Genomic DNA, 21,535 nt, shown 5'->3' with positions numbered 1-21,535 from the left:
TTATGACACTCATTCAATCGCGCGTCAGAAATGCGCTGATCCTGTCACTGATCGCTCTTGCTGGTTGTAGCAAGGAAGATCCGTCCAAGAAAGAGTCGATGTCCAGGGAAAGTGCATCCGCTTCAGTCCCAAATACTACGGCATCTGCTAAAGATGGAAAAGCAACTCTTGCACACGCCAAAGAAGCTGGAATTCAGGCAAGCAAGGAGGAAATTGCTGCTGCGGGAATTCAGGTGGTCACCTTGCAGGAACGAGAAGTCAACGAACAACTGAGTGTCACTGCGACAATCCAGGCAAATCAGGACAAGTTGGCGACAGTTGCGCCGCGCGTTGCTGGCAGGATAACCAAAGTCATGGTCAGCCTTGGCGAAAAGGTCAAGCAAGGTCAGACCTTGGCTTTGGTTGACAGCGTCGAAGTTGGAGAAGCTCAGTCTGCTTATGCTCAAGCCGTCAGTGAGCATGCTTTAGCTAAATCGGGGATGGAGCGAGCTGAGAAATTGTTTGCCGACCAGATCATTCCACAAAAAGACTACCTACGCGTGCGCGCCGATTTCGAAAAAGCAAAAGCTGTACTACGTGCCGCCAGTGAAAAACGTCAAATCCTGGGAATTCCGAGTAATCATGACAAAACTGGTACTTCTGTCTATGCCGTATCGGCACCGTTTACAGGAACGGTGATCGCAAAAAAAGCCGTTCTTGGTGAATTAGCTCAATCAGACAAAGAAATGTTCAGCGTTGCAGATTTGTCTACTGTCTGGATTGAGACCAACTTGTATGAAAAGGACGTTGGCAAAGTCAAAGTCGGGGCTGATGCGCAAATTACGACTGCAGCCTATCCTGGCGACACTTTCAAGGGCAAGATCACTTATATCAGTAGCACCATGGACAAAGAGTCACGTACCGTCAGGGCACGTGTCGAAGTTCCTAATACTGATGGCAGGTTGAAGCTGGAGATGTTTGCCAGCGCGGCTATTGCGACCGCCAGCACAAGCAAAGCATTGTTGTTACCTGAGCAGGCAGTACTTCTGATTCAGGGCCAACCCACTGTCTTCATACAGGATAGTGACGGATTTGAGCCACGCGCAGTGGAGCTTGGTGAAAAACTGCAAGGCCAGGTTGTCCTTAAATCAGGCATTACTCCAGGTGAAAAAGTAGTCGTCAGTGGTGCCTATGCACTCAAAGCGAAGATGTTGAAGTCGCAAATCAGTGCCGACTAAGGGAAATCACCATGTTAAATAAAATAGTGGATCTATCCCTCAGATACAAAGTGCTGGTCATCGTGCTTTTTGTATTGGTTATCCTGCTGGGTGCCAAAGCTTGGCGAGAATTACCAGTTGATGCCTTCCCCGACGTGACGCCAGTACAGGTGAATATTTATACTGAATCACCTGGGCTAGCTGCGGAGGACGTTGAAAAATTGCTCACCGCGCCGGTGGAAACCTCAATGGCTGGCTTGGCAGGTGTTGAAGCGATACGTTCAGTGTCCTTGTTCGGTCTGTCCTATGTCAGCGTTAACTTCAAGGATAACGTTGACATTTACTTTGCCCGACGTCTCGTTGGTGAAAAACTTCTCGAAGCCAAGGAACGCATTCCCCAGGGCTACGGCGAACCTGCCGTTGGCCCGAACAGCTCCGGCTTAGGGCAGGTTTTCTGGTACACGATTGAGTCTGCGGACAAGAAAATGTCGACCATGGACCTGCGTACCTTGCAGGACTGGAATGTCCGTCTCAAACTACGCACCGCACCTGGCGTAGACGATGTCACATCTTGGGGCGGTGATGAAAAACAATACCAGGTACTGATCAATCCCAACCAATTGATCAAATACGGCCTCAGCCTTAAAACGGTCATGGAAACCTTGACAGCGAACAATCGCCAGGTAGGTGGTCAATACTTGAACATTGGACAAGAACAATATCTGGTGCGGGGTTTGGGCCTGGTAGCTGATGCAAAGGATATAGGCAATGTCGTCCTTGCTACCCGTGACGGTACGCCGGTATACGTGCGGGATGTTGCTGAAGTCAAAGAAGCACCTTCGTTGCGCTTCGGCGCTGTCACCAAGGACGGCAAAGAAGTGGTACTAGGCATGGCGCTGCAGCGTATCGGCGAAAACGCCAAGGGGGTAGTAGAGGCGGTCAAACAAAAGATCCGGGTGGCCCAACAAGCGCTTCCAAAAGGTGTCACGATTAACCCTGTCTATGATCGTACCGACCTGGTCGATAAAGCGGTCAAGACCGCAGAAAGTGCGCTGGTAGAAGGTTCGGTATTGGTCGCCATTATTCTGTTCCTGTTCCTTGGCGAAATCCGCTCCGCAATCGTTGTAATCGTAGCATTGCCGCTCGCCATGCTGATCAGTTTCATGCTGATGCAGCAATGGGGTTTGTCGGCCAACCTCATGTCCTTGGCCGGGCTAGCGGTTGGTATAGGTATGATGGTCGATGGCGCGGTGGTGATGGTTGAGAACGGTTTCCGGCTACTGTCACACCAGGCTGGCAAGAAAGTCAACAAAACCCACGTTATCCTGGAAGCTGCACGAGAAGTGATGAATCCGGTCGCCTTTGCGATTCTGATTATTATCGTCGTATTCCTGCCATTGTTTTCCTTGACTGGTCTGGAAGGCAAAATGTTCAAGCCTATGGCGCTGACCATTACCTTTGCGATGGTAGGTTCCTTGTTGTTGACTATGACGCTGGTGCCAGTACTGTCTGCGTTAATCCTGAAACCCAAAGAAGAAAAAGACACTTTCATCGTACGCTGGGCGAAAAAGCTCTACCTTCCCTTATTGGACTGGGCCTTGGACAGCAAGAAGAAGGTCATAACGGGCGCTATCGTCTCCCTGATTGCGGCATTGGCATTGATTCCTTTCCTCGGTAAGGAATTCATGCCCACTTTGCAAGAAGGCGGCATTTTGTTCAGGGTGACGAGTATTCCATCGACCTCGCTCGAAGAATCAATCCGTATTTCCCAGCAATTGGAAAATACCTTGAAACAATTTCCACAATCGACATCTTCTATCGCGATGATAGGTCGTGCAGAAAAAGGTGAAACTGCAGACGTCAATTACATGGAATTATTGGTCAATTTGAAGCCGCAAAGTGAGTGGCCGAAAAAGATCGCAGTTCCCGATCTTGCAAAGGAAATGCAGGAAAAACTTGAGACCGTAGTGCCAACTGCTGTGATCGCTGCCTCCCAACCTATTCAGAGCCGCATTGAAGAGTTGATATCTGGAGTACGCGCCACCTTGGCATTGAAGCTTTACGGTGAAGACCTGAACACTTTGGATCGTCTGTCTGGACAAATTAAAGGTGTGTTGGGGAAAGTGGATGGCGTTGCCGATTTGTCGCTGGAGGCAAATAAAGGTAAGCCTCAACTGGTGATCAAGGTCAACCGCGACGCCGCAGCACGTTACGGTATCAATGCGGATGAAATCCTGGAAGTAGTCCAAACCGGTATTGGCGGCAAAGCAGTATCGACCTTAATCGACGGCACCAAGCGTTTCGATATACAGGCATGGTTGGCACCGGAGTTCCGCAACAATGTGCAATCTATCGGCAACATTCCGATTCGCACTCAAAACGGTGCACTGGTACCACTCAGCAATGTGGCAAGCATTGAGCTTGATGAGGGATATTCGTTCATCAGACGCGAGGAGTTGCAGCGCTATGCTGTTATCCAGATGGATGTAAAAGGCCGTGACATTGACGGATTCGTCAAAGAGGCAGAAGAGAAAATCCGCCAACAGGTGAAATTACCGGAAGGCTACGTCATTGAGTGGGGCGGTGCCTTTGAGAATCAGCAACGTGCGATGACCAAGTTGGCCATTATTGTTCCATTGACGATAGCACTCATCTTTATTCTGCTCTATACAGCCTTCAATTCGCTGACCTACGCGACGTTAATTATCGCCAACGTTCCGTTTGCCACTATAGGTGGTGTCGTCGGGCTTTTCATCACTGGACAGTACCTCTCCGTACCTTCTGCAATCGGCTTCATTGCGGTATTTGGAGTGGCAATGTTGAACGGGATCGTACTGGTGACGTTCCTCAATGAACAGCGAGAACGCGGGATGTCGGTGCGTGAAGCGGTAAGGCAAGGCGCAGCCCTGCGCTTGCGTCCCGTTTTGATGACTGCGTCTATCGCTATTTTTGGACTGGTTCCGATGTTGTTATCAAGTGGAGTTGGTGCGGAAACGCAAAGGCCACTTGCGACGGTGGTAGTCGGTGGCTTGTTTACGTCCACTGCGTTGACCTTGCTCTTACTCCCTCTGTTGTACGAATGGGTGGAAGAGCGCAAGGAACGTAAGGCAAAAGCAAAACTGACTGACTAATCAATGCGCCGGTCAAGGCGACCGGCGCATCTCTTTCCGAGGAGATTCTCATGAAACAAATCAAGGCATTCATCCATCCTCACCGCATCAACTTAGTGACGGAAGCACTGCGCAATTCAGGTTATTGCGATATCAGCAATGGGACGCGTTGCTACAACCTAACCGTTTCTACGGTACAGAGACTCTTCACAAGCGCTGACCCAGCCCTGCAACGTTATTCGCTCGACCTGGCAGAACCAGTGGTGGCAGAGTCAAAGTTGGAATTAATCTGTGAGGATGACCTGGCTGACCAGATCGTCGCATTAATAGCCGACGCAGGTAAGCCAGGTCCTGGCTGGGTATTTACGACCGACATTCAGTCGGCTGTAAAAGTCAGTTAAGTTTTAAATAACCATGGGCGAAGAGTAGTAATCAATATGACATGCATCAGAGAGGTCTAAACATGGGATTTTTAGAAAAACTGCTAGGTGGTGGACATGACAGCCACCGCAGTAACAAACATGGTCGTGGTCATGGCAGTTCACACGGAGGGCATCATGGCGAGCCGCAGTATCGCCAGGATCTGTCTCGCACATTGGACAGTGGCTGGGGAACATCTGGAGCAGCATCACCGACGGTAGCCGTAGCACTGGTGACCTGCACTAATTGCAACGCGCCCAACGACAAGACAGCACGCTTTTGCCAGCAATGTGGGCAATCGCTGCTGATAATGAAATGTGCTGGATGCAACTCCACGTTAAAGCCCGAAGCGAAATTTTGTGATCAATGTGGAGTTGCTCGTTAGCAATTTTTGAAGTGTGACCATTCACCGTGGCGTTGCCACGATAGCTTCCAATCAATCGGCAAAGGATATTTATGAGCGCAGGGCACTCTCACGCATTACCTGCGACACAGAATCAAAAGAATCTGTTGATCGCGTTAGCCTTAACGTCGACATTCCTGATAGCTGAAGTGATCGGCGGCATCGTCACGGGTAGTCTGGCTTTGCTGTCAGACGCAGCCCATATGCTGACCGACGCCAGTGCCTTGGCGATTTCCATTGCAGCGATCCATATCGCCAAGCGTCCGGCAGACACCAGGCGTACCTATGGCTACCATCGCTTCGAAATTCTTGCAGCGGCATTCAACGCGATCATGCTTTTCCTGGTTGCCCTATACATCCTCTACGAAGCCTATCAGCGCCTGAAATCACCGGCAGAAATTCAGTCAACCGGAATGTTGGTGGTTGCCATCGTTGGTTTGACGGTCAACCTGATCAGCATGAAACTGCTGGCATCCGGCAAAGACGCTAGCCTGAATGTTAAAGGTGCCTATCTGGAAGTATGGAGCGACATGTTGGGTTCAATTGGTGTGATAGCCGGAGCGATCATTATCCGTTTTACAGGTTGGACCTGGGTTGACTCCGTGATCGCGGTCGCCATTGGCTTATGGGTTTTGCCCAGAACCTGGGGGCTGCTGAAAGAGAGTTTAAATATCTTGCTGGAAGGTGTACCGGAAGGCGTGAATATAGACGAAGTAAAAGCGGCCATGATGACGGTACCGGGAGTCCTTGGTATGCATGACTTTCATCTATGGGCACTGACAAGCGGCAAGTCCAGTATGACCGCGCATATCGTGTATGACCCGGCTTACACACCCGAGCAGCAACTCTTGCCAGCCTTGAAAACTATATTGGCAAGCAAATTTTCTGTCTATCACACGACACTGCAATTTGAAACGGTCCCGTGTGCACATACAGATGATGGTTGCAATTACATTCCTATCGTTGATGAACATGATGGAGTCGGGCAGATTGAACCCAAAAATCTATCTACGTAAGCATGACACGATGTTGATTGTTGAAAGCGAAGCTGCCTGAGGCAGTCGCTATTTTTATTTAGGAACAAGTGGAGTTTCCTATGACTACAACTAACTTACCAGTGATTTCATCGTTGCCACTCCAATCTGCTGAAGCAGGTTTAGTGGCGGCATCCAAAAGTACACATCCCAATGGCGTTTCATTTGCCGCGTCCCTGGCTCGACTGCAAGAAAAAGTGGCAATGACTATCTCCAAGCCCGTCGCGATGGGCCGCAACATCGTCGACGAGAAAGTGCCCGCCAATTCATCACTCGTGGCAGTGCGCTCAGAGAATTCAGGTTCATCAGTCGAAGTGGAAGAAAATATTCTTCATGAGCGTGCGCTTGCATTGCGCGCCTTCCGTCAGCAATTGCTTGCCTCAAATATCGCCAATGCCGACACTCCTGGTTACAAGGCCGTTGACTTTGATATTCAAGAAGCCATACGCGCGGGCAAAACAATCGCTAACGTCCAGATTAAATATGTCGTTTCAGGCCAAAGCAATATCGATGGCAACACAGTTGAAACTGATCGTGAAATGGCGAAATTTACAGAAAATGCCTTGATGTATCAATATCAGGTAGACAGGGTCAGGTCACACTACAAAGATATGGAGGAGCTGCTCAAAAACACCCCTTATTGAGAATTCCTCGTCACAGTGCTTAGCTTATGGAAAAATCCACTTTCCATGACAGTTAAACTGAAATTTCTTCCTATGTAGGGGCAGTTTTTAAGAATGCAGATTTCTAGACCAATTCATACGGTGTGCCATGGATAGCGATTTTATTCTGAATCATCCTGAAGATATTTATACGGTTCTATTGGAAACATCCATTATGTGCCTGGTTATATTTGGAGTACTGCTGTATCTAGAAAAATCAGGGGAGAAAAACAAACCTCCCTTAAAGAAGAACGCAGGGCATCCCAGAAAGCGTAGCCGCAACAAACGTAGGTGATCAGGTTATCCAGCTTCCTGCCACCAGGATCGTTGCTTGCCCCGATTTTCCTGGTAAGGGAATCGGATGCCCCCCATTTGCAATCACGCCCTAACGAATCGATGAGGCGCCAATTAATCGATACAAGTCAACTTCAGTCTCGGTAGCTCGATCCATGCTGAATTTTTTGCCCCAGTTCATTATTACCTGATCGATTGGTCGTGGAAGCGAACAGGCAGATCACACCCAGAAAAATGGCAACATCAGCCAGGTTGAAAGACGGCCAATGCGCAGCTTGCCAATAAAAATCGAGGAAGTCGACCACTGCGCCGCGCACAATGCGATCCACTACATTTCCGAGTGCTCCTCCGAGAATCAGACTAAAACCCGCCGCCTCAAGGGGAGGTAATCGCTGGCGGAGTTTTTGCACCATCCAGATGGAAGCTCCGAGCGCCAGTAGTATGAAAACATAACGCTGCCAGCCTCCGGCATTCGCCAACAGGCTGAACGCAGCACCATCGTTCGTGATATGCACAAGATTGAAAAACGAAGTGACCCGAATTTGTTCGCCAAATGTAAAGGTATATGCCACGGCAGATTTAGTAGATTGATCTACTAACAGCACAACGCTTGCCAAGACATACCAAACATGACCCGGCATGGCCTTAATTATATTGCTAATTGCAGGGAACGCTGCCAAAAGCCGCTTTGTCATAGCTACCCCGCTAAATCCAATGACCCAACCAGCAAGAACATCAGCTGGAAAGTGCATGGCAAGAGCGATGCGTGACCAGCCAACCAGAATTACATATAGACCAAGCGCGAATCGACAGCGTATACCCACCAGTGGCCACAGTACACCCGCGACCAAAGCAGCGTAAGTTGAATGACCGCTTGGCAAACTGTAATGCCAATCGGTGGAGTCGCCTTGCAACAAATTTCCAAATACTGCTGCCGGTCGCGGAAAGTCGCAGAGCAATTTCAGAGTGGTAGCAATGGCTAATGAAAGTCCAAAGGCGAGCGCAAACTGAGAGATCTGGTGCCGGATCGTGAGGACATGGCTATTGTCTTGAACCTGTCTTGATGATATCCATAGGCCAAGTATCACCAGCGGAGCCCCCCAATAGTTTCCCAGTAAGTTGCTAAAAATCCAGGCCAAGGGCATTAAAATTGATGGCGTATTGTGATGGATGACCTCAAATAAAACACCGTTCAATCCTCCCCAATCATACAGAAAAAACTTTGTCATCATGGTTTTAGAAAACGCAAGCCTTTGACCACCATCACCATGTATGGTGGTTTAAGCACGGCTTTGACTCCCAAGGCGCTGATTGCATACGAAACTGACAATAATAATTGCAAGGATAATGACTTGCGCCAAAATGCTTTGGGTTGATGGATAGATGCCTAATAAATCAATACGGGGCATTGCAATCGGCGTGACATTAATTACACCTGCTTCTTGCAATGCAGTGATACCTTTACCTACCAAGACGAACGCCAAAATTGCCACCAGCGCCGAGCTGACCGCAAAAAATTGGCTGATTGGCAATCTGGCTGTCGTTTTGAGCAGGACAACCGCAATTGCTGCCAAAATTACAATGCCCACCAGCAATCCCGTCAATAAATAACCACCGTTACCGTCACCCCACAAAGCTGCGTAAAACAATACGGTTTCAAACACTTCACGGTAGACTGTGACAAACGAAAGCAGGAATAGCATCATCGCCGAGCGCTTGTTCAGTGCGGAAGACAATTTATCTTTGACATATTGCTGCCAGCGCCCAGCCAGACTCTTTTGGTGCATCCAGATGCCGACGCTGAGCAATACCACTGCCGCAAACAATGATGAATAACCGGCAGTCATTTCCCGACTGGCACCGCTAAACGTCACCAAGTAAGTCGCTGCCACCCAGGTCAGGCCACCAGCAGCCAAAGCGGCGATCCAACCCGCATGCACATACGGCAAGACATCCTTGCGTTCGGCGCGTTTCAGGAAGGCGATCATCGCGACCACCACCAAAAGCGCTTCGATCCCTTCACGCAACAGGATAGTTAAGGCGCTGATTAGCGTGCTGATAGGATCGCTATTACTTGACTGCAATACTATTTGCGTTTGATTAAGCTGCGCCTCCAGTTGTTGTTCGATGGTACGCGCTTCGTCACCGTTACCAGCAGTCACAGCTGCCCGGAAAGCGCCCATGTTTTTTTCGATGCTATTGAATAACACCTTATCCTTGGTCGCTAGCGCCGGTTCAACTGGCTCGAAACCGTCCAGATAAGCAGAAATGGCTAAACGGGATGCTTCAGGGATATCCCCCTTATCCAGTGCTACCAAACTTTCCTTCAAGCGGGATTTTGATAATGCCAGGCTGTCGAACTTGTCTTGCTCCAAAATCTGCGGATTGCTCTTCAGGTATGCCATTACTTGCCCAGCCTGCCCATCTGGCAAGGTCTTGGTCAGCATGGCCTCAGACGTCTGGCTTAATATACTTAGCGAAGGTACGGACGCATGCACTGAGGTATCTGCTACCCACAATTTCTTGCCAGCCTCACGATCAGCGTCGCTGTAAGGTAAGCTTGCAGCAAAAAAAGCTAAAGCCCAGCGCTCATCGTCGGACAACTGAGCAAAAGCAGGCATTGAGGTGCCCTTAACACCTTGGGTGATAATTTGATGCAAAGAAAACAAACTTCTTTCCTTGGCCCTATCGTGGCCAGTCAGGGCGATAGGCGGAGGATTCAAACTAGCAGCCAAGGGGCCGTCGCCGCGTCCCAGACTACCGTGGCAACTGGCACATTGCGCCTGAAACAACTTCGCACCCAGCTTTAAATCTGGTGCCTTACTCGGTGATACGGGTACAGGATAAGCAGCCAGCAAGGCACCTGCCAAGTCGCGTGCTTTGGTTGACACGGTTGCTGCCACAGATTTTTCTGCGATCAAACTGCGCAATTGGGCCGCTTGTTGCTGTAAGCCTTTTTGAGCGGCGTTGGCTGGCAACTCCCCCAACTGGCGCTCTGCTGACAGCGCAAATTCCTGCATTTCCGCATATTCCGAGTCGCTGGCAACCTTACCATCTTTAACTGCGGCACCATAATCGACGGCCAAGTAATCCAGCAATTGCCAAATTTGCTTCGCCTTGTCTTGCCCTGAAGTTGTTTGGGCAATCACGGGCGACGCTGTGTACAGGAAACCAATTAATAGAATCAGGAGTATGCGAAGGGATGACATAGGGTTTGGGATGCGACGGTGCATAGCATTTATGTAGGAAATGAGAATCATTATACTTTTCTTTTGCGATGGGAATGTCTTTAAAACTGATGCACATCCAAACCATGTACCGGACAACAAGGCAGTTAGAATTTTGCTGCAAAGAGTTTACATGCTAAAGTGACTTGAGGATCAAGCATTATTTAGAGATATAGCCATGCAGACAAGACAATATTCCATCGGCGAACTAGCTTCTCTTGCCTGTTGCAACGTCCCTACCATCCGGTATTACGAGCAAATTGGTCTTATACCAGTCGCAGAACGATCTATGAATGGCCGCAGGCACTATCAGGAAACCGACCTGAAGCGCTTGACCTTCATCAAACGGTGTCGTAATTTTGGTTTTCCGGTCGAGCAAATCAAAAGTCTTTTGGTTGTATTTGATGATGGTGATCGCTCCTGCAATGTAGTGGTCGATATGGCGCAAGCACATTTGGACAGTGTTCGAACCAAACTTGAAGAATTACAGCAGTTGGAAGCAAATCTTGCTGCCTTAGTTCACAAAGCACGGTCCAACTGTGATTACCACTCAGCTAGAGATTGTAAGCTCATTAAAGACCTGTCTCTAGTCCACTCCATGCATCATGGAGTGCCAAATGACTAGTGAGGAATTTGCGGACAGCAAGAGTAAGTATGTTTTTCAAGCCGTGAACCTGATTGAGCTTTGCAATTACTTTCATCTGTCATGACTGAAAACAAAGACATGGCGATCAAGAAATCGATGGAAGGAATGCAACAAAAATTGTCTTCCATGAGCATGTCCGGTAATACCGACCAGGATTTCGTCATGATAATGAAAGAACATCATCAAGGAGCGATTGAAATGGCCGAAGTCGAGCTCAAGCAAGGGAAAGATCCGCAGTTGCAAAAAATGGCGTCTAAAATCATCGTCGCCCAAAAGAAGGAAATGGCTGAATTCGATACCTGGCGCAAAAAACATGAGGCCAACATAAGTTCCAGTCAGTTTGGTAAATAACCGATTCAAACCCATGTACGTGCTCCCCATTTTGATGGGGAGTAGCATGTAGAAAAATTTGCGCTATAATTCTCCACATGAAAAAGCTGTTCCGACTCTTTTTGCTGTGCATCATGTTTGTGGCGATACCCTTCCAAGGCTTTGCTGCTGCGGCTATGGTAGGCTGCAACACGGAACATCACCATGCATTACCAGGTGAGCCGCATGATCATGACAATGCGCAAGCTAGACAACACGATCATCAGCACATTGATGCTGATAAAGTCTCTGACCATGTAGTGGCTAAAGTGTCGCCCACCGCCAAGTCTATGAAAGACAAGTGTAGCGCTTGCGCTTCATGCTGTGTCGGTGCGGCTCTGGTCACTGACTCTACCGTCCCTCCCGTTTCCGCTCTTTCATCAGAAAAAATCAGTCTGGTTTTTTCTTCTCATTTCGGCCATATCAGTGATGGCCTCGAACGACCTCCCCGCGCTTAACTTCCACCTGCAACGCCAGTAGCTATTTTGAAGCTATAAAGGCGCTGATCGTCTGTTCAATCAGCTTGGCCTTAGCTCTGCGTTGATATCCGCCATTGCGTTGCCGCGTTTATATCTGCACGGCTCGTCTTGGTCACATTTCCTATTATTCACTGAGGATTTCATGAATCCATCTATTTTTCCGTCAAGGCTACGGTTGGGTCTGCCTATGCTCGCCTTGTTTATCATGGTGCAGAACGTCCTTGCCCAGGAAGCAAGCCGTAGCCAACGACCAAATCCCGCAGACGCCCGTGCGATCGTGCCGCCGGTGGTCTACCTCTCCACTTTACAAAACTATCGTCCCTTTACCGATCAGGAGGTTGGCTCCTGGAAGGAGTTGAACGACACAACGGCGCGTATAGGCGGATGGCGAGCTTATGCCAAACAGGCCAGAGAGCCAGACACCACCGACACCAAGCCTGCCGCGAAAGAAAAAGAGACGCCCACAACGGACAAGGCCAAATCGATGGATCACAGCAGTCATACAAAATGAAGGAAACCACCGTGCGAACAACCTCAAATGGCAAGTTTTTCCACCGGCCGAGCAAGCTCGCCGCCCTGATCAGTCTCCCATTGATACTGGGCGGCTGCGCCAGTTTTAGTGCCGATGGAGGATTTTCAACGGTAGAGCAAGTAGCCAAAGAGCGTCTTGGCAAGGAAGTTACCTGGCAGCGTTCTGAGAAAGCGACTGATAGCGCAGCACAAAGGGTAAAAGAATTACTTGCATCCCCCTTGACTGTCGATGATGCCGTACAAATCGCCTTGCTCAATAATCGCGGATTACAGGCCTCGTTCTATGAACTGGGCATTTCCGAGTCTGATTTTGTGCAGGCCGGTCGTTTAGCCAATCCCGGGTTTTCATTCAGCCGTACACGGCAAGGTAGTGAAATTGAAATCGACCGCAGCCTGACTTTTAATATTGCCCACCTGTTGACCATGCCTTTAACCAGGCAGATGGAACAAAGTCGCTTCGAGCAAACCAAGCGTGAAGTGACTTTGCAAATGCTGTCTTTGGCTGCGGAAACGCGCAAAGCCTATTACATGGCCGTGGCTGCAGACCAGACCATGCTGTACATGCAACAGGTCAAAAAAGCTGCTGACGCAGGCGCAGAGTTGGCGGGACGGCTAGCACAGGCGGGTAACTACAACAAACTGCAACAGGCCCGTGAACAAGGTTTTTTTGCTGAAGCTACCCTCAATCTGGCACGTGCCGAGCAAGCTCAGACCCGTAGCAAAGAGAAGTTGACGCGTCTGATGGGATTATGGGGGCCTCAAACAGCCTTTACTTTGCCGCTTAGATTGCCTGATTTACCCAAGAAACCAGATGACATGGCGAATGTCGAGCAACTGGCGATGACGCAACGCCTGGACGTCCAGGTCGCTCGTCTGAGTACAGAGCAATTGGCTAAAAATCTGGGACTGAGCAAGGCCACTCGTTTCATCAATGTGCTTGAAGTAGGTGCAATTCGTAATACGTTCAATGATCAAGCTGTTCAGAAAGGCTACTCGGTAACACTGGAGTTGCCACTGTTTGACTGGAGCGGTGCCAGAGTAGCGAAAGCGGAAGCACTGTATATGCAATCAATTAATCGCACGGCGGAAATTGCCATCAATGCGCGCTCTGAAGTCAGGGAAGCCTACCTGGGTTATCGCTCCAGCTATGACATCGCCATGCATTATCAGAATGAAATTGTGCCTTTGAAGAAGCGTGTGTCTGAAGAAAACCAATTGCGTTACAACGGCATGCTGATCGGCGTGTTTGACCTACTGGCCGATGCACGCTCCCAAATCGCCAGTGTTAACAGCGCAATTGAGGCCAGTCGCGATTTCTGGATTGCGCAGGCTGATCTGGAAATGAGTTTATTGGGACGCCCAAGCATGAGCTCCGCACCGATGGCTGGTATGAGTGGCAGCGATACGCCAGTTGGTGGCCATTGATGACATTGCGAATTCGCAAAATAAAGGAAATAAAATGAGTTCAAGAAGAAGTTTTTTAAACGGCCTAGGAGCGATCACTGCTGCGGCTTCCGCTGCGTCAGTCAGCAAAGTCGCCATGGCGGCATTGCCGGAACCAGTTACCCAAACCTCACCGGATACGATGGCACCACTGACGCCAAATACGGGACGTCCGTATAACCCGGTGGTCACCCTCAATGGCTGGACCTTACCATGGCGGATGAACAATGGTGTGAAGGAATTTCATCTGGTGGCTGAACCTGTTGTGCGTGAAATGGCTCCCGGTATGAAGGCGCATTTGTGGGGCTATAACGGTCAATCACCTGGGCCTACCATCGAAGTGGTAGAAGGTGATCGTGTCCGTATCTTTGTGACCAACAAGCTGCCGGAACATACCAGCGTGCACTGGCATGGACAACGCTTGCCAAGCGGTATGGACGGAGTATCAGGCTTGACCCAAAAGTCGATACAGCCTGGTAAGACATTCATGTATGAGTTTGTCGCACGCAGGCCTGGCACCTTCATGTATCACCCGCATGCAGATGAAATGACACAAATGGCGATGGGCATGATGGGTTTTTGGGTAACGCATCCCAAGGCCAGGCATCCGCAGATTGCTGAGGTGGATCGAGATTTCGTATTCCTGCTCAATGCCTACGATATTGACCCTGGTGCTTTCACCCCCAAGACTTCGACCATGCTGGACTTCAATCTATGGAGCTGGAATAGCCGCGTCTTCCCTGGTATTGACCCGTTTGTCGTGCGCAAGAATGACAAGGTTCGTATCCGTATTGGTAATCTGACGATGACGAATCATCCTATCCATATTCACGGCCACGAATTCCAGGTCACAGGCACGGATGGCGGCCCGGTTCCTCATTCTGCGCGCTGGCCAGAAGTTACGACAGATATCGCGGTGGGCCAGATGCGTCAGATTGAGTTTCTGGCAGATGAAGAAGGTGACTGGGCCTTCCATTGCCACAAGTCGCACCACACCATGAATGCAATGGGCCACGACACGCCTAACCTGATTGGCGTTGATCACACCGGCGTTGCCAAGAAAATCACCAGCCTCATCCCTGAATACATGGCCATGGGTGAACGTGGCATGGCTGATATGGGAGAGATGGAAATGCCCCTTCCTGACAATACCTTGCCGATGATGACGGGTGAAGGCCCATTTGGTGGGGTTGAGATGGGCGGTATGTTTAGCGTCCTGAAAGTCAGGAAAGACCAGAAGCCAGGCGACTACAAGGATCACGGTTGGTACAAGCACCCTCCGGGTACAGTCGCTCAGGAATGGACTGGCAACATCGCAGAACCTGCTCGGGCAACAACCGTAGGCGGTAAATCCATGCCCTTGAAACAGAAAAATCAGCAACAAATAGAAGTACAAGTCCGCAAACCAGTTGGCAAGATGGAACATTAATTTTTAACACTGAAAGGATCACCCCATGAAAACTCGTCTTACTACCATCGCAGTCACTTTGACCCTCGCTTTCGCCGGTCAGGCCAGTTTCGCGCATGATGACCACGCACATGGTCATGATAGCGAAGCCATCGGCAAGCCAGGCACCGCCACGGTAACCACCCGTACGGTCAACGTCAATATGACTGACAACATGCGTTTTACACCGTCCAATATCGTCGCCAAGCAAGGTGAAACCATTCGTTTTGTGATTAAGAATTCTGGCGGCATTAAGCATGAATTTGTCTTGGGAACAGAAAAGGAACTGAAAGAACACTACGAAGTCATGAAGAAAAACCCGGAAATGGAACACAGCGATCCCAACATGATCACTCTGGCTGGGGGGCAGACTGGTGAAGTTGTCTGGCAATTCACCAAGGCAGGAAAGATTGATTTCGCATGCCTGCAACCTGGGCATTATGACGCTGGCATGAAGGGAAAAGTTGCCGTCGCAAAAGACAAGACTGTTGCCGCAGCTAGTGCCAGTGCCGCATCTGATGCTCACGGACACAAACACTAATGATGCAGACCGTGTACTCAATTGATTACATGGTAATTTGATTTATTCACTTAAAGATAGGAAACATCATGACCATTATTAAATCTCTGACCCTGGGGGTCCTTACTGCCGTCACATTTCATACGGCCCTGGCTTCCGATCACTCCATGTCTGCAAAAGCATCCGCTTCCATGAGTAGTGCCAGTAGCGACATGACGGATGGTGAAGTCAAAAAAATCGATAAGAGTACCAACAAGATTACGCTGAAACACGGCGAAATCAAAAATCTGGATATGCCCGGCATGACCATGGTGTTCAAGATCAAAGACCCTGCAGCACTTGAGACACTGAAGGCCGGCGACAAGGTGAAATTCAGAGCAGAAAAAGCGGATGGTGCGATCGTGGTAACAGAAATACAAGTCGCGAAGTAAACGTAGCGCGCTGCGTATGTCAGTCAGCACGTTAGGCTGGCTGACACACGCACGCAATTTAATAAGAAAAAGGAGAACACGACGATGATGAAATTACTGACATTTCTGGCATTGAGCATGCTGACAAGTCTTACTTATGCCAGTGAGCCTAAAGATGCGCTTGCGGCCTTCTATGCGGCCTTGGCAGCCGGTGATAAAGCGAAAGCCACCGAACTGCTTACACCTGATGTCACGATTTATGAGTCTGGTTATGTCGAACGTTCACGTGCAGATTATGCAGGACATCATCTGCCGGAAGATATGGCTTTTGCCACGACATCGACACGTACGGTAATGCAACAAAGCCAGCGAATTGACGGCAATCTGGCTGTGATTTGGGCAGAAACAGAGACCAAAGCCAAGGTCAAGGGTAAGGACGTACAAATCTTTGGGACAGAAACTGCCTTACTACAAAAAACCGGCGACGACTGGCACATCGTGCATGTGCATTGGTCTTCCCGAAAAGCGAAATGAAAATGATCAGATCCAAGTCTTAATAACGTCAGCACTCTGCAACTTTGGCCACTTAGAGTGGTAGCAGACCTGGCAAGTGGAGAAAGCGATATGAAAAGTATCTCAGAATCTTTAGTGCCTCTGGTCACCACCGATATCACGTCTGCTACACCAACACAAGTAAAACCAGTCCCTTCGAATCAGGTATCTTTTGCAGAAGCCTTGGCGCGCGTAAAAGATAAAGTGACACCAACCGGCACCGAAAAACGATCGACATATGGCACCAACCGATTTTTGGAAACAGGATCAATATCATCCTCTTTGTCCAACCTCATCCCCACCCATTTGCCTTTGCCTGGTATAAACAATAAAGCCTTGGAAGAAGGCTTAAATGAACGCGCCCTGGACTTACGGGTTTATCGCCAGATGTTATTGGCTTCAAATATCGCCAATGCTGACACGCCTGGATATAAGGCCATGGACATTGATATTGAAGCGGCATTGCGTGAAGGTAAAACTTCAAAAACAGTAACACCTCACTATGTAACGCCTAGCCAGGGCGCGATTGACGGCAATACGGTGGAAATGGATGTTGAGCGGGTCAAGTTTACACAGAATGCATTGATGTACGAATATCACGTCGATCGGGTGCGGGGTCACTACAAAGACATGGAGGAGTTACTCAAAAACACGCCTTACTAAGAATCGGGGGAGCATAAAACAATCTTCACACTTCTATTGTCGTTTTGATCGACTGTTTTGATACTGAGTCGGCAGGTGCTTGACCTAGATCAAACAGCCTGTAATCCGCATGAATGATGATTGACACCGTACCCGGGTACAGCGCCTATTCTAAGAGACATGACCATGCAGGACGTGATTGAAGACATGGTGCAAACGATGATGGACAGCATGTCCATCTCTACAGCTGTTGCTAAATAAGGAGGTGTGTCATGAAACACGAACACGAAAGTCATTCCGGACCGGGTAGTTTCTGGCGCTCCAGATACGCTCTGGGATATCTTGCCATTGGTGCAGTTGCTGCCTACTTTCTATTGACGGAACATTTGGCCCACGTGATCGGCGCATTACCATTTTTGTTGTTGCTGGCCTGTCCGCTGATGCACGTCTTCATGCATCACGGACATGGACATCATAACCATCATCAAGATCCAGAGTCGCCAAGTGACGAAGGCAAGGATGCCAGCGCGAATAAGGAGAATCGCCATGAGCCACGGTGAAAACGCCTATGGCCTATGGTCACTGGTGATCCTCAATTCGGCCATTTTCATCATGTTTGGGTTCAGCTTCTTTAAACCGCAGAAAGCGCGTGACTGGCGTAGCTTCAGCGCATTTTCTGCATTCATCATCGCCCTGTTCGTAGAGATGTATGGCTTCCCGCTCACCATTTACCTGATGTCAGGCTGGTTGCAGACGCGTTATCCCAATCTGGACATTTTGTCGCACAACGCAGGCCACTTATGGTCCACCTTGCTTGGAGAAAAAGGCGACCCGCATTTTGGAGTACTGCACATCGCCAGTTATCTATTCTTGGGGTTCGGCTTTTACCTGTTATCCAGTGCCTGGAATGTGCTTTACCATGCTCAAAGAAGGCACACGCTGGCCACAGCTGGACCTTATTCCAAAATACGTCATCCGCAATATGTCGCTTTTGTCTTAATTCTCCTGGGATTCTTATTGCAATGGCCTACCATATTGACTTTGCTCATGTTCCCTATATTGCTGGTCATGTATGGTCGCCTGGCTATGACAGAAGAGAAAGAGATGCAGGCGCAATTTGGTGATGAATTCGCCCGATACACAAAGCAGACTCCACGATTTTTTCCACACTTGTCTGCCAGGCCCGCTTGTCATTGAATCCCCCATCATCCGAGGAAACAACCATGAGTGATACTGTGACTGCACCAATTTCTGTGAAAGACACGGACTTAAAAGATCCTGTATGCGGCATGACCGTCACCGAACAGTCCGAACATAAAGAGCTACGTGACTCAAAAATGTATTATTTTTGCAGTAGCAAGTGCCATAGCAAATTTAATGCAGAGCCTGGCAAATATATTTTGCCTAAAACTACTTCAGTCACCGTGGAAGACCGGCCTCCCGGAACCATCTACACTTGTCCCATGCACCCTGAAATACGACAAGATCATCCGGGCAATTGTCCTAAGTGTGGCATGACCCTGGAGCCACTGATCCCGGAACTTGAAGCAGATGAGAATCCTGAATTAAAGGGTTTTCAGCACCGGTTCTGGTGGACTCTACCTCTGACGGTGGTTGTTTTTATTCTTGCCATGTTTGGAGAATCACTTCACTTGATGCAGATGTCTGCGCAGAGCTGGGTGGAAATGGCTATTGCATCACCCATCGTCTTGTGGGCAGGATGGCCTTTCTTCACTCGAGGTTGGCAATCTGTGTTGCACCGTAGCCCAAATATGTGGACGTTGATCAGCTTGGGAACCGGTGCGGCTTTCATCTATAGTGTGGTCGCGACACTCATCCCACAAGTATTTCCTGAGTCGTTTATCTCCATGGGACGTGTCGCCGTGTATTTTGAAGCGGCAGCAGTGATTATTTCGTTGACTTTACTGGGGCAAGTACTGGAATTGAAAGCCCGCTCGCAGACTTCGGCAGCGATCAAATCCTTGCTAGGTCTTTCTCCCAAGACTGCACGACGCATCAATGCGGATGGAAACGACGAAGACATACCTCTTGCTAATGTTCATGTCGGAGATTTATTGCGTATTCGCCCTGGCGAAAAAGTTCCGGTCGATGGTAGCGTGACAGAGGGAAGTAGCGCCGTTGACGAATCCATGCTTACTGGAGAACCTGTCCCTGTGACTAAACGGGTTGGCGATAAAGTCATTGGTGCCACCTTAAATACCAATGGTGCCTTGGTCATGCGTTCTGAACGGGTAGGCTCTGCCACCATGCTGGCACAAATTGTTCAGATGGTTGCTCAGGCACAGCGCTCAAAAGCGCCGATGCAGAGAATGGCAGATGTTGTTGCCGGATACTTCGTGATGACAGTGATTGCCATTGCCATCTTGACTTTCTTTGCCTGGGGACTGTGGGGGCCAGAGCCGCGCTGGGTTTTTGGACTAATCAATGCTGTTTCAGTATTGATCATTGCGTGCCCCTGCGCCTTGGGTCTGGCGACACCAATGTCCATTATGGTCGCAACTGGTCGTGGTGCCACGCAAGGTGTGTTATTCCGGGATGCGGCAGCGATAGAAAACTTACGCAAGATCGATACACTTATTGTTGACAAGACCGGTACCCTGACAGAGGGGCGTCCAGCATTTGATAAAGCGATTCCGTTTTCTGGGTACCAGGAGGAAGAAGTGTTGCGTTTGGCGGCTAGCCTTGATCAGGGTAGCGAGCATCCCTTGGCAGATGCCATAGTCCGGGCTGCACGTGAACGTGGATTAATACTGGATAAACCAGGAAATTTTGAATCCGGCTCCGGTATTGGTGTGCGTGGAACGATCAACAGTCGTGAGATCGCGTTGGGGAACACTACACTCATGGAACAATTGGGTGTGCAAGTGCAAGGCTTGATGACGCAGGCTGAAGATCTTCGTGCTGAGGGTGCAAGCGTCATGTATCTGGCTGTAGACAATCAATTGGCAGGACTGCTTGCGGTGTCAGACACGATCAAGAAGAGTACTCCTGAAGCACTGACAGCGCTTAAAGCATCAGGCGTACGCATCATGATGGCAACGGGTGACGGTCTGACCACGGCTAAAGCTGTTGGTAGCCATCTTGGCCTAGATGAAGTTTTTGGTGAGGTAAAACCACAAGACAAACTATTGCTGGTTGAACGTCTGCAAAAGGAAGGCCGCATCGTTGCCATGGCTGGAGACGGGATTAACGACGCGCCAGCACTGGCCAAGGCCAATGTCGGCATTGCCATGGGAACTGGTACTGATGTAGCGATGAACAGTGCCCAAGTTACCTTGGTCAAAGGTGATTTGCGCGGTATTTCTATTGCGCGTTTATTGTCGGATGCGACCGTTGGCAATATGAAGCAAAATTTATTATTTGCCTTCCTATATAACGGTTTGGGTATTCCTGTTGCAGCCGGTGTCTTGTACCCGATGACTGGCTGGTTACTCTCACCACTGATAGCTGCTATAGCGATGAGTTTGAGCTCGGCTTCTGTTATAGGCAACGCGCTGCGGCTGAGAACACGTGATGTAGATGCTTAACTATTTGAGAATGATCAAGGAAATATATAGCAAAGGCAACTATAATAAGGTTAGGAAATTGGTTTTGTTCACTCATTTCCTGATTCATTTTGTTTTTTTTATATTAATTGAATGCAATAATTACGTGAAATTATCCCGGCCACATCGCTTGTTCACTGCGTTGATCGCACTCTTCAGCATGCTGTTCATGCAGCTTGCCGTAGCGTCATACGTATGTCCAGGTCATGCGATGGGTAGTGCAACGCCCGGTTTATCAGGAGATAGCGGCGCTGCTGCAATGGCTGACTGTGCTGGCATGGACAAAGAGCAACCAGCATTGTGCCATGTGCATGCTGAAGAACCCTATGCGAAACAATCGTTAGATAAGCCGCAAGTGCCTGATGTCCAACCCTTCGTACTGACCGGGTTGACGCTAACGCTTCAACAGATAGATATTGATGCTTTTCTGCAAGATCAGCAAGCCTTTCCCTTGTACCTGACGCGAGCCACAGCACCACCTATTGCTATTCGCAACTGCTGTCTCCGCATTTAACCTCTTCCGATTCGCTTAATCTGTCACTTTTACGTCGCATTGACGGAAGTGCCGTTTCTTGCTATCTGGA

The 21,535-nt window shown here is 49.2% G+C and carries 22 protein-coding genes; 20 read left to right on the top strand and 2 right to left on the bottom strand.

Translation table 11 applies throughout. The annotated features are described in order from the left end of the window. The first annotated feature begins 2 nt into the window (after nt 1-2). The 6 genes from LZ463_RS06420 to LZ463_RS06400 all read left to right on the top strand — a co-directional run bounded on the left by LZ463_RS06420 (nt 3) and on the right by LZ463_RS06400 (nt 6,807). A complete protein-coding gene (locus LZ463_RS06420; RefSeq protein ID WP_241454780.1) occupies nt 3-1,217 on the top strand; it encodes an efflux RND transporter periplasmic adaptor subunit in 1,215 nt (404 codons plus the stop codon). Between the two features lie 11 nt (nt 1,218-1,228). Further along, nucleotides 1,229-4,327, top strand: a complete 3,099-nt coding sequence (locus LZ463_RS06415; RefSeq protein ID WP_241454779.1) for an efflux RND transporter permease subunit — start codon at nt 1,229-1,231, stop codon at nt 4,325-4,327. Between the two features lie 50 nt (nt 4,328-4,377). Beyond that, complete coding sequence (locus tag LZ463_RS06410; protein WP_241454778.1) at nt 4,378-4,707, top strand: P-II family nitrogen regulator; 330 nt, start codon at nt 4,378-4,380, stop codon at nt 4,705-4,707. 41 nt (nt 4,708-4,748) lie between these two features. Next, a complete protein-coding gene (locus tag LZ463_RS29265; RefSeq protein WP_489686086.1) occupies nt 4,749-5,111 on the top strand; it encodes a zinc ribbon domain-containing protein in 363 nt (120 codons plus the stop codon). Between the two features lie 71 nt (nt 5,112-5,182). Then, nucleotides 5,183-6,145: a cation diffusion facilitator family transporter gene (locus LZ463_RS06405; protein ID WP_241454777.1), complete on the top strand. Its 963-nt coding sequence runs from the start codon at nt 5,183-5,185 to the stop codon at nt 6,143-6,145. 80 nt (nt 6,146-6,225) lie between these two features. Then, a complete protein-coding gene (locus LZ463_RS06400) occupies nt 6,226-6,807 on the top strand; it encodes a flagellar basal body rod protein FlgB (RefSeq protein ID WP_241454776.1) in 582 nt (193 codons plus the stop codon). A 446-nt stretch (nt 6,808-7,253) separates the two neighbouring features. On the opposite strand, the gene lspA is transcribed toward LZ463_RS06400, so the two are convergent. After that, nucleotides 7,254-8,351 (bottom strand): signal peptidase II, encoded by a 1,098-nt coding sequence (gene lspA, locus LZ463_RS06395; RefSeq protein ID WP_241454775.1) that lies wholly within the window; start codon nt 8,349-8,351, stop codon nt 7,254-7,256. Nucleotides 8,352-8,399: 48 nt separating this feature from the next. Then, nucleotides 8,400-10,328, bottom strand: coding sequence for a cytochrome c/FTR1 family iron permease (locus LZ463_RS06390; RefSeq protein ID WP_241454836.1), 1,929 nt, complete (start codon nt 10,326-10,328; stop codon nt 8,400-8,402). Between the two features lie 196 nt (nt 10,329-10,524). Between LZ463_RS06390 and LZ463_RS06385 the strand changes: the two genes are divergently transcribed. The 14 genes from LZ463_RS06385 (at nt 10,525) to LZ463_RS06320 (ending at nt 21,465) form a co-directional block, all read left to right on the top strand. After that, entirely contained in the window at nt 10,525-10,971 is a 447-nt protein-coding gene (locus LZ463_RS06385; protein WP_241454774.1) for a MerR family transcriptional regulator, read from the top strand. Nucleotides 10,972-11,070: 99 nt separating this feature from the next. Continuing rightward, complete coding sequence (locus LZ463_RS06380; protein ID WP_241454773.1) at nt 11,071-11,343, top strand: DUF305 domain-containing protein; 273 nt, start codon at nt 11,071-11,073, stop codon at nt 11,341-11,343. A gap of 77 nt (nt 11,344-11,420) precedes the next feature. Beyond that, nucleotides 11,421-11,819 (top strand): hypothetical protein, encoded by a 399-nt coding sequence (locus LZ463_RS06375; RefSeq protein WP_241454772.1) that lies wholly within the window; start codon nt 11,421-11,423, stop codon nt 11,817-11,819. Nucleotides 11,820-11,982: 163 nt separating this feature from the next. Beyond that, nucleotides 11,983-12,351 carry a hypothetical protein gene (locus LZ463_RS06370; RefSeq protein ID WP_241454771.1) on the top strand — a complete coding sequence of 123 codons (369 nt, stop codon included), beginning with the start codon at nt 11,983-11,985 and terminating at the stop codon, nt 12,349-12,351. An 11-nt stretch (nt 12,352-12,362) separates the two neighbouring features. Further along, entirely contained in the window at nt 12,363-13,796 is a 1,434-nt protein-coding gene (locus tag LZ463_RS06365) for a TolC family protein (protein ID WP_241454770.1), read from the top strand. 34 nt (nt 13,797-13,830) lie between these two features. Further along, nucleotides 13,831-15,243, top strand: a complete 1,413-nt coding sequence (locus LZ463_RS06360) for a multicopper oxidase family protein (RefSeq protein WP_241454769.1) — start codon at nt 13,831-13,833, stop codon at nt 15,241-15,243. A 25-nt stretch (nt 15,244-15,268) separates the two neighbouring features. Then, nucleotides 15,269-15,802 (top strand): cupredoxin domain-containing protein, encoded by a 534-nt coding sequence (locus LZ463_RS06355; protein WP_241454768.1) that lies wholly within the window; start codon nt 15,269-15,271, stop codon nt 15,800-15,802. A 68-nt stretch (nt 15,803-15,870) separates the two neighbouring features. Next, a complete protein-coding gene (locus LZ463_RS06350) occupies nt 15,871-16,212 on the top strand; it encodes a copper-binding protein (protein ID WP_241454767.1) in 342 nt (113 codons plus the stop codon). 84 nt (nt 16,213-16,296) lie between these two features. Continuing rightward, nucleotides 16,297-16,725, top strand: a complete 429-nt coding sequence (locus tag LZ463_RS06345; RefSeq protein ID WP_241454766.1) for a YybH family protein — start codon at nt 16,297-16,299, stop codon at nt 16,723-16,725. Between the two features lie 90 nt (nt 16,726-16,815). Next, the gene (locus tag LZ463_RS06340; protein WP_241454765.1) at nt 16,816-17,406 is read left to right on the top strand and encodes a flagellar basal body rod protein FlgB; all 591 of its coding nucleotides are present in this window, start codon (nt 16,816-16,818) and stop codon (nt 17,404-17,406) included. 251 nt (nt 17,407-17,657) lie between these two features. Further along, complete coding sequence (locus LZ463_RS06335; protein ID WP_241454764.1) at nt 17,658-17,945, top strand: DUF2933 domain-containing protein; 288 nt, start codon at nt 17,658-17,660, stop codon at nt 17,943-17,945. After that, complete coding sequence (locus LZ463_RS06330; RefSeq protein WP_241454763.1) at nt 17,932-18,582, top strand: methyltransferase family protein; 651 nt, start codon at nt 17,932-17,934, stop codon at nt 18,580-18,582. The genes LZ463_RS06335 and LZ463_RS06330 overlap by 14 nt, the downstream gene beginning before the upstream one ends. A gap of 26 nt (nt 18,583-18,608) precedes the next feature. Next, nucleotides 18,609-20,933 carry a heavy metal translocating P-type ATPase gene (locus tag LZ463_RS06325; protein ID WP_241454762.1) on the top strand — a complete coding sequence of 775 codons (2,325 nt, stop codon included), beginning with the start codon at nt 18,609-18,611 and terminating at the stop codon, nt 20,931-20,933. Beyond that, the gene (locus LZ463_RS06320) at nt 20,926-21,465 is read left to right on the top strand and encodes a hypothetical protein (protein WP_241454761.1); all 540 of its coding nucleotides are present in this window, start codon (nt 20,926-20,928) and stop codon (nt 21,463-21,465) included. The genes LZ463_RS06325 and LZ463_RS06320 overlap by 8 nt, the downstream gene beginning before the upstream one ends. Nucleotides 21,466-21,535 lie beyond the last annotated feature (70 nt).

The organism is Undibacterium paludis, assembly GCF_022568815.1.
Lineage (GTDB): Bacteria > Pseudomonadota > Gammaproteobacteria > Burkholderiales > Burkholderiaceae_D > Undibacterium.
This window is presented reverse-complemented; position numbering and strand designations above follow the sequence as displayed.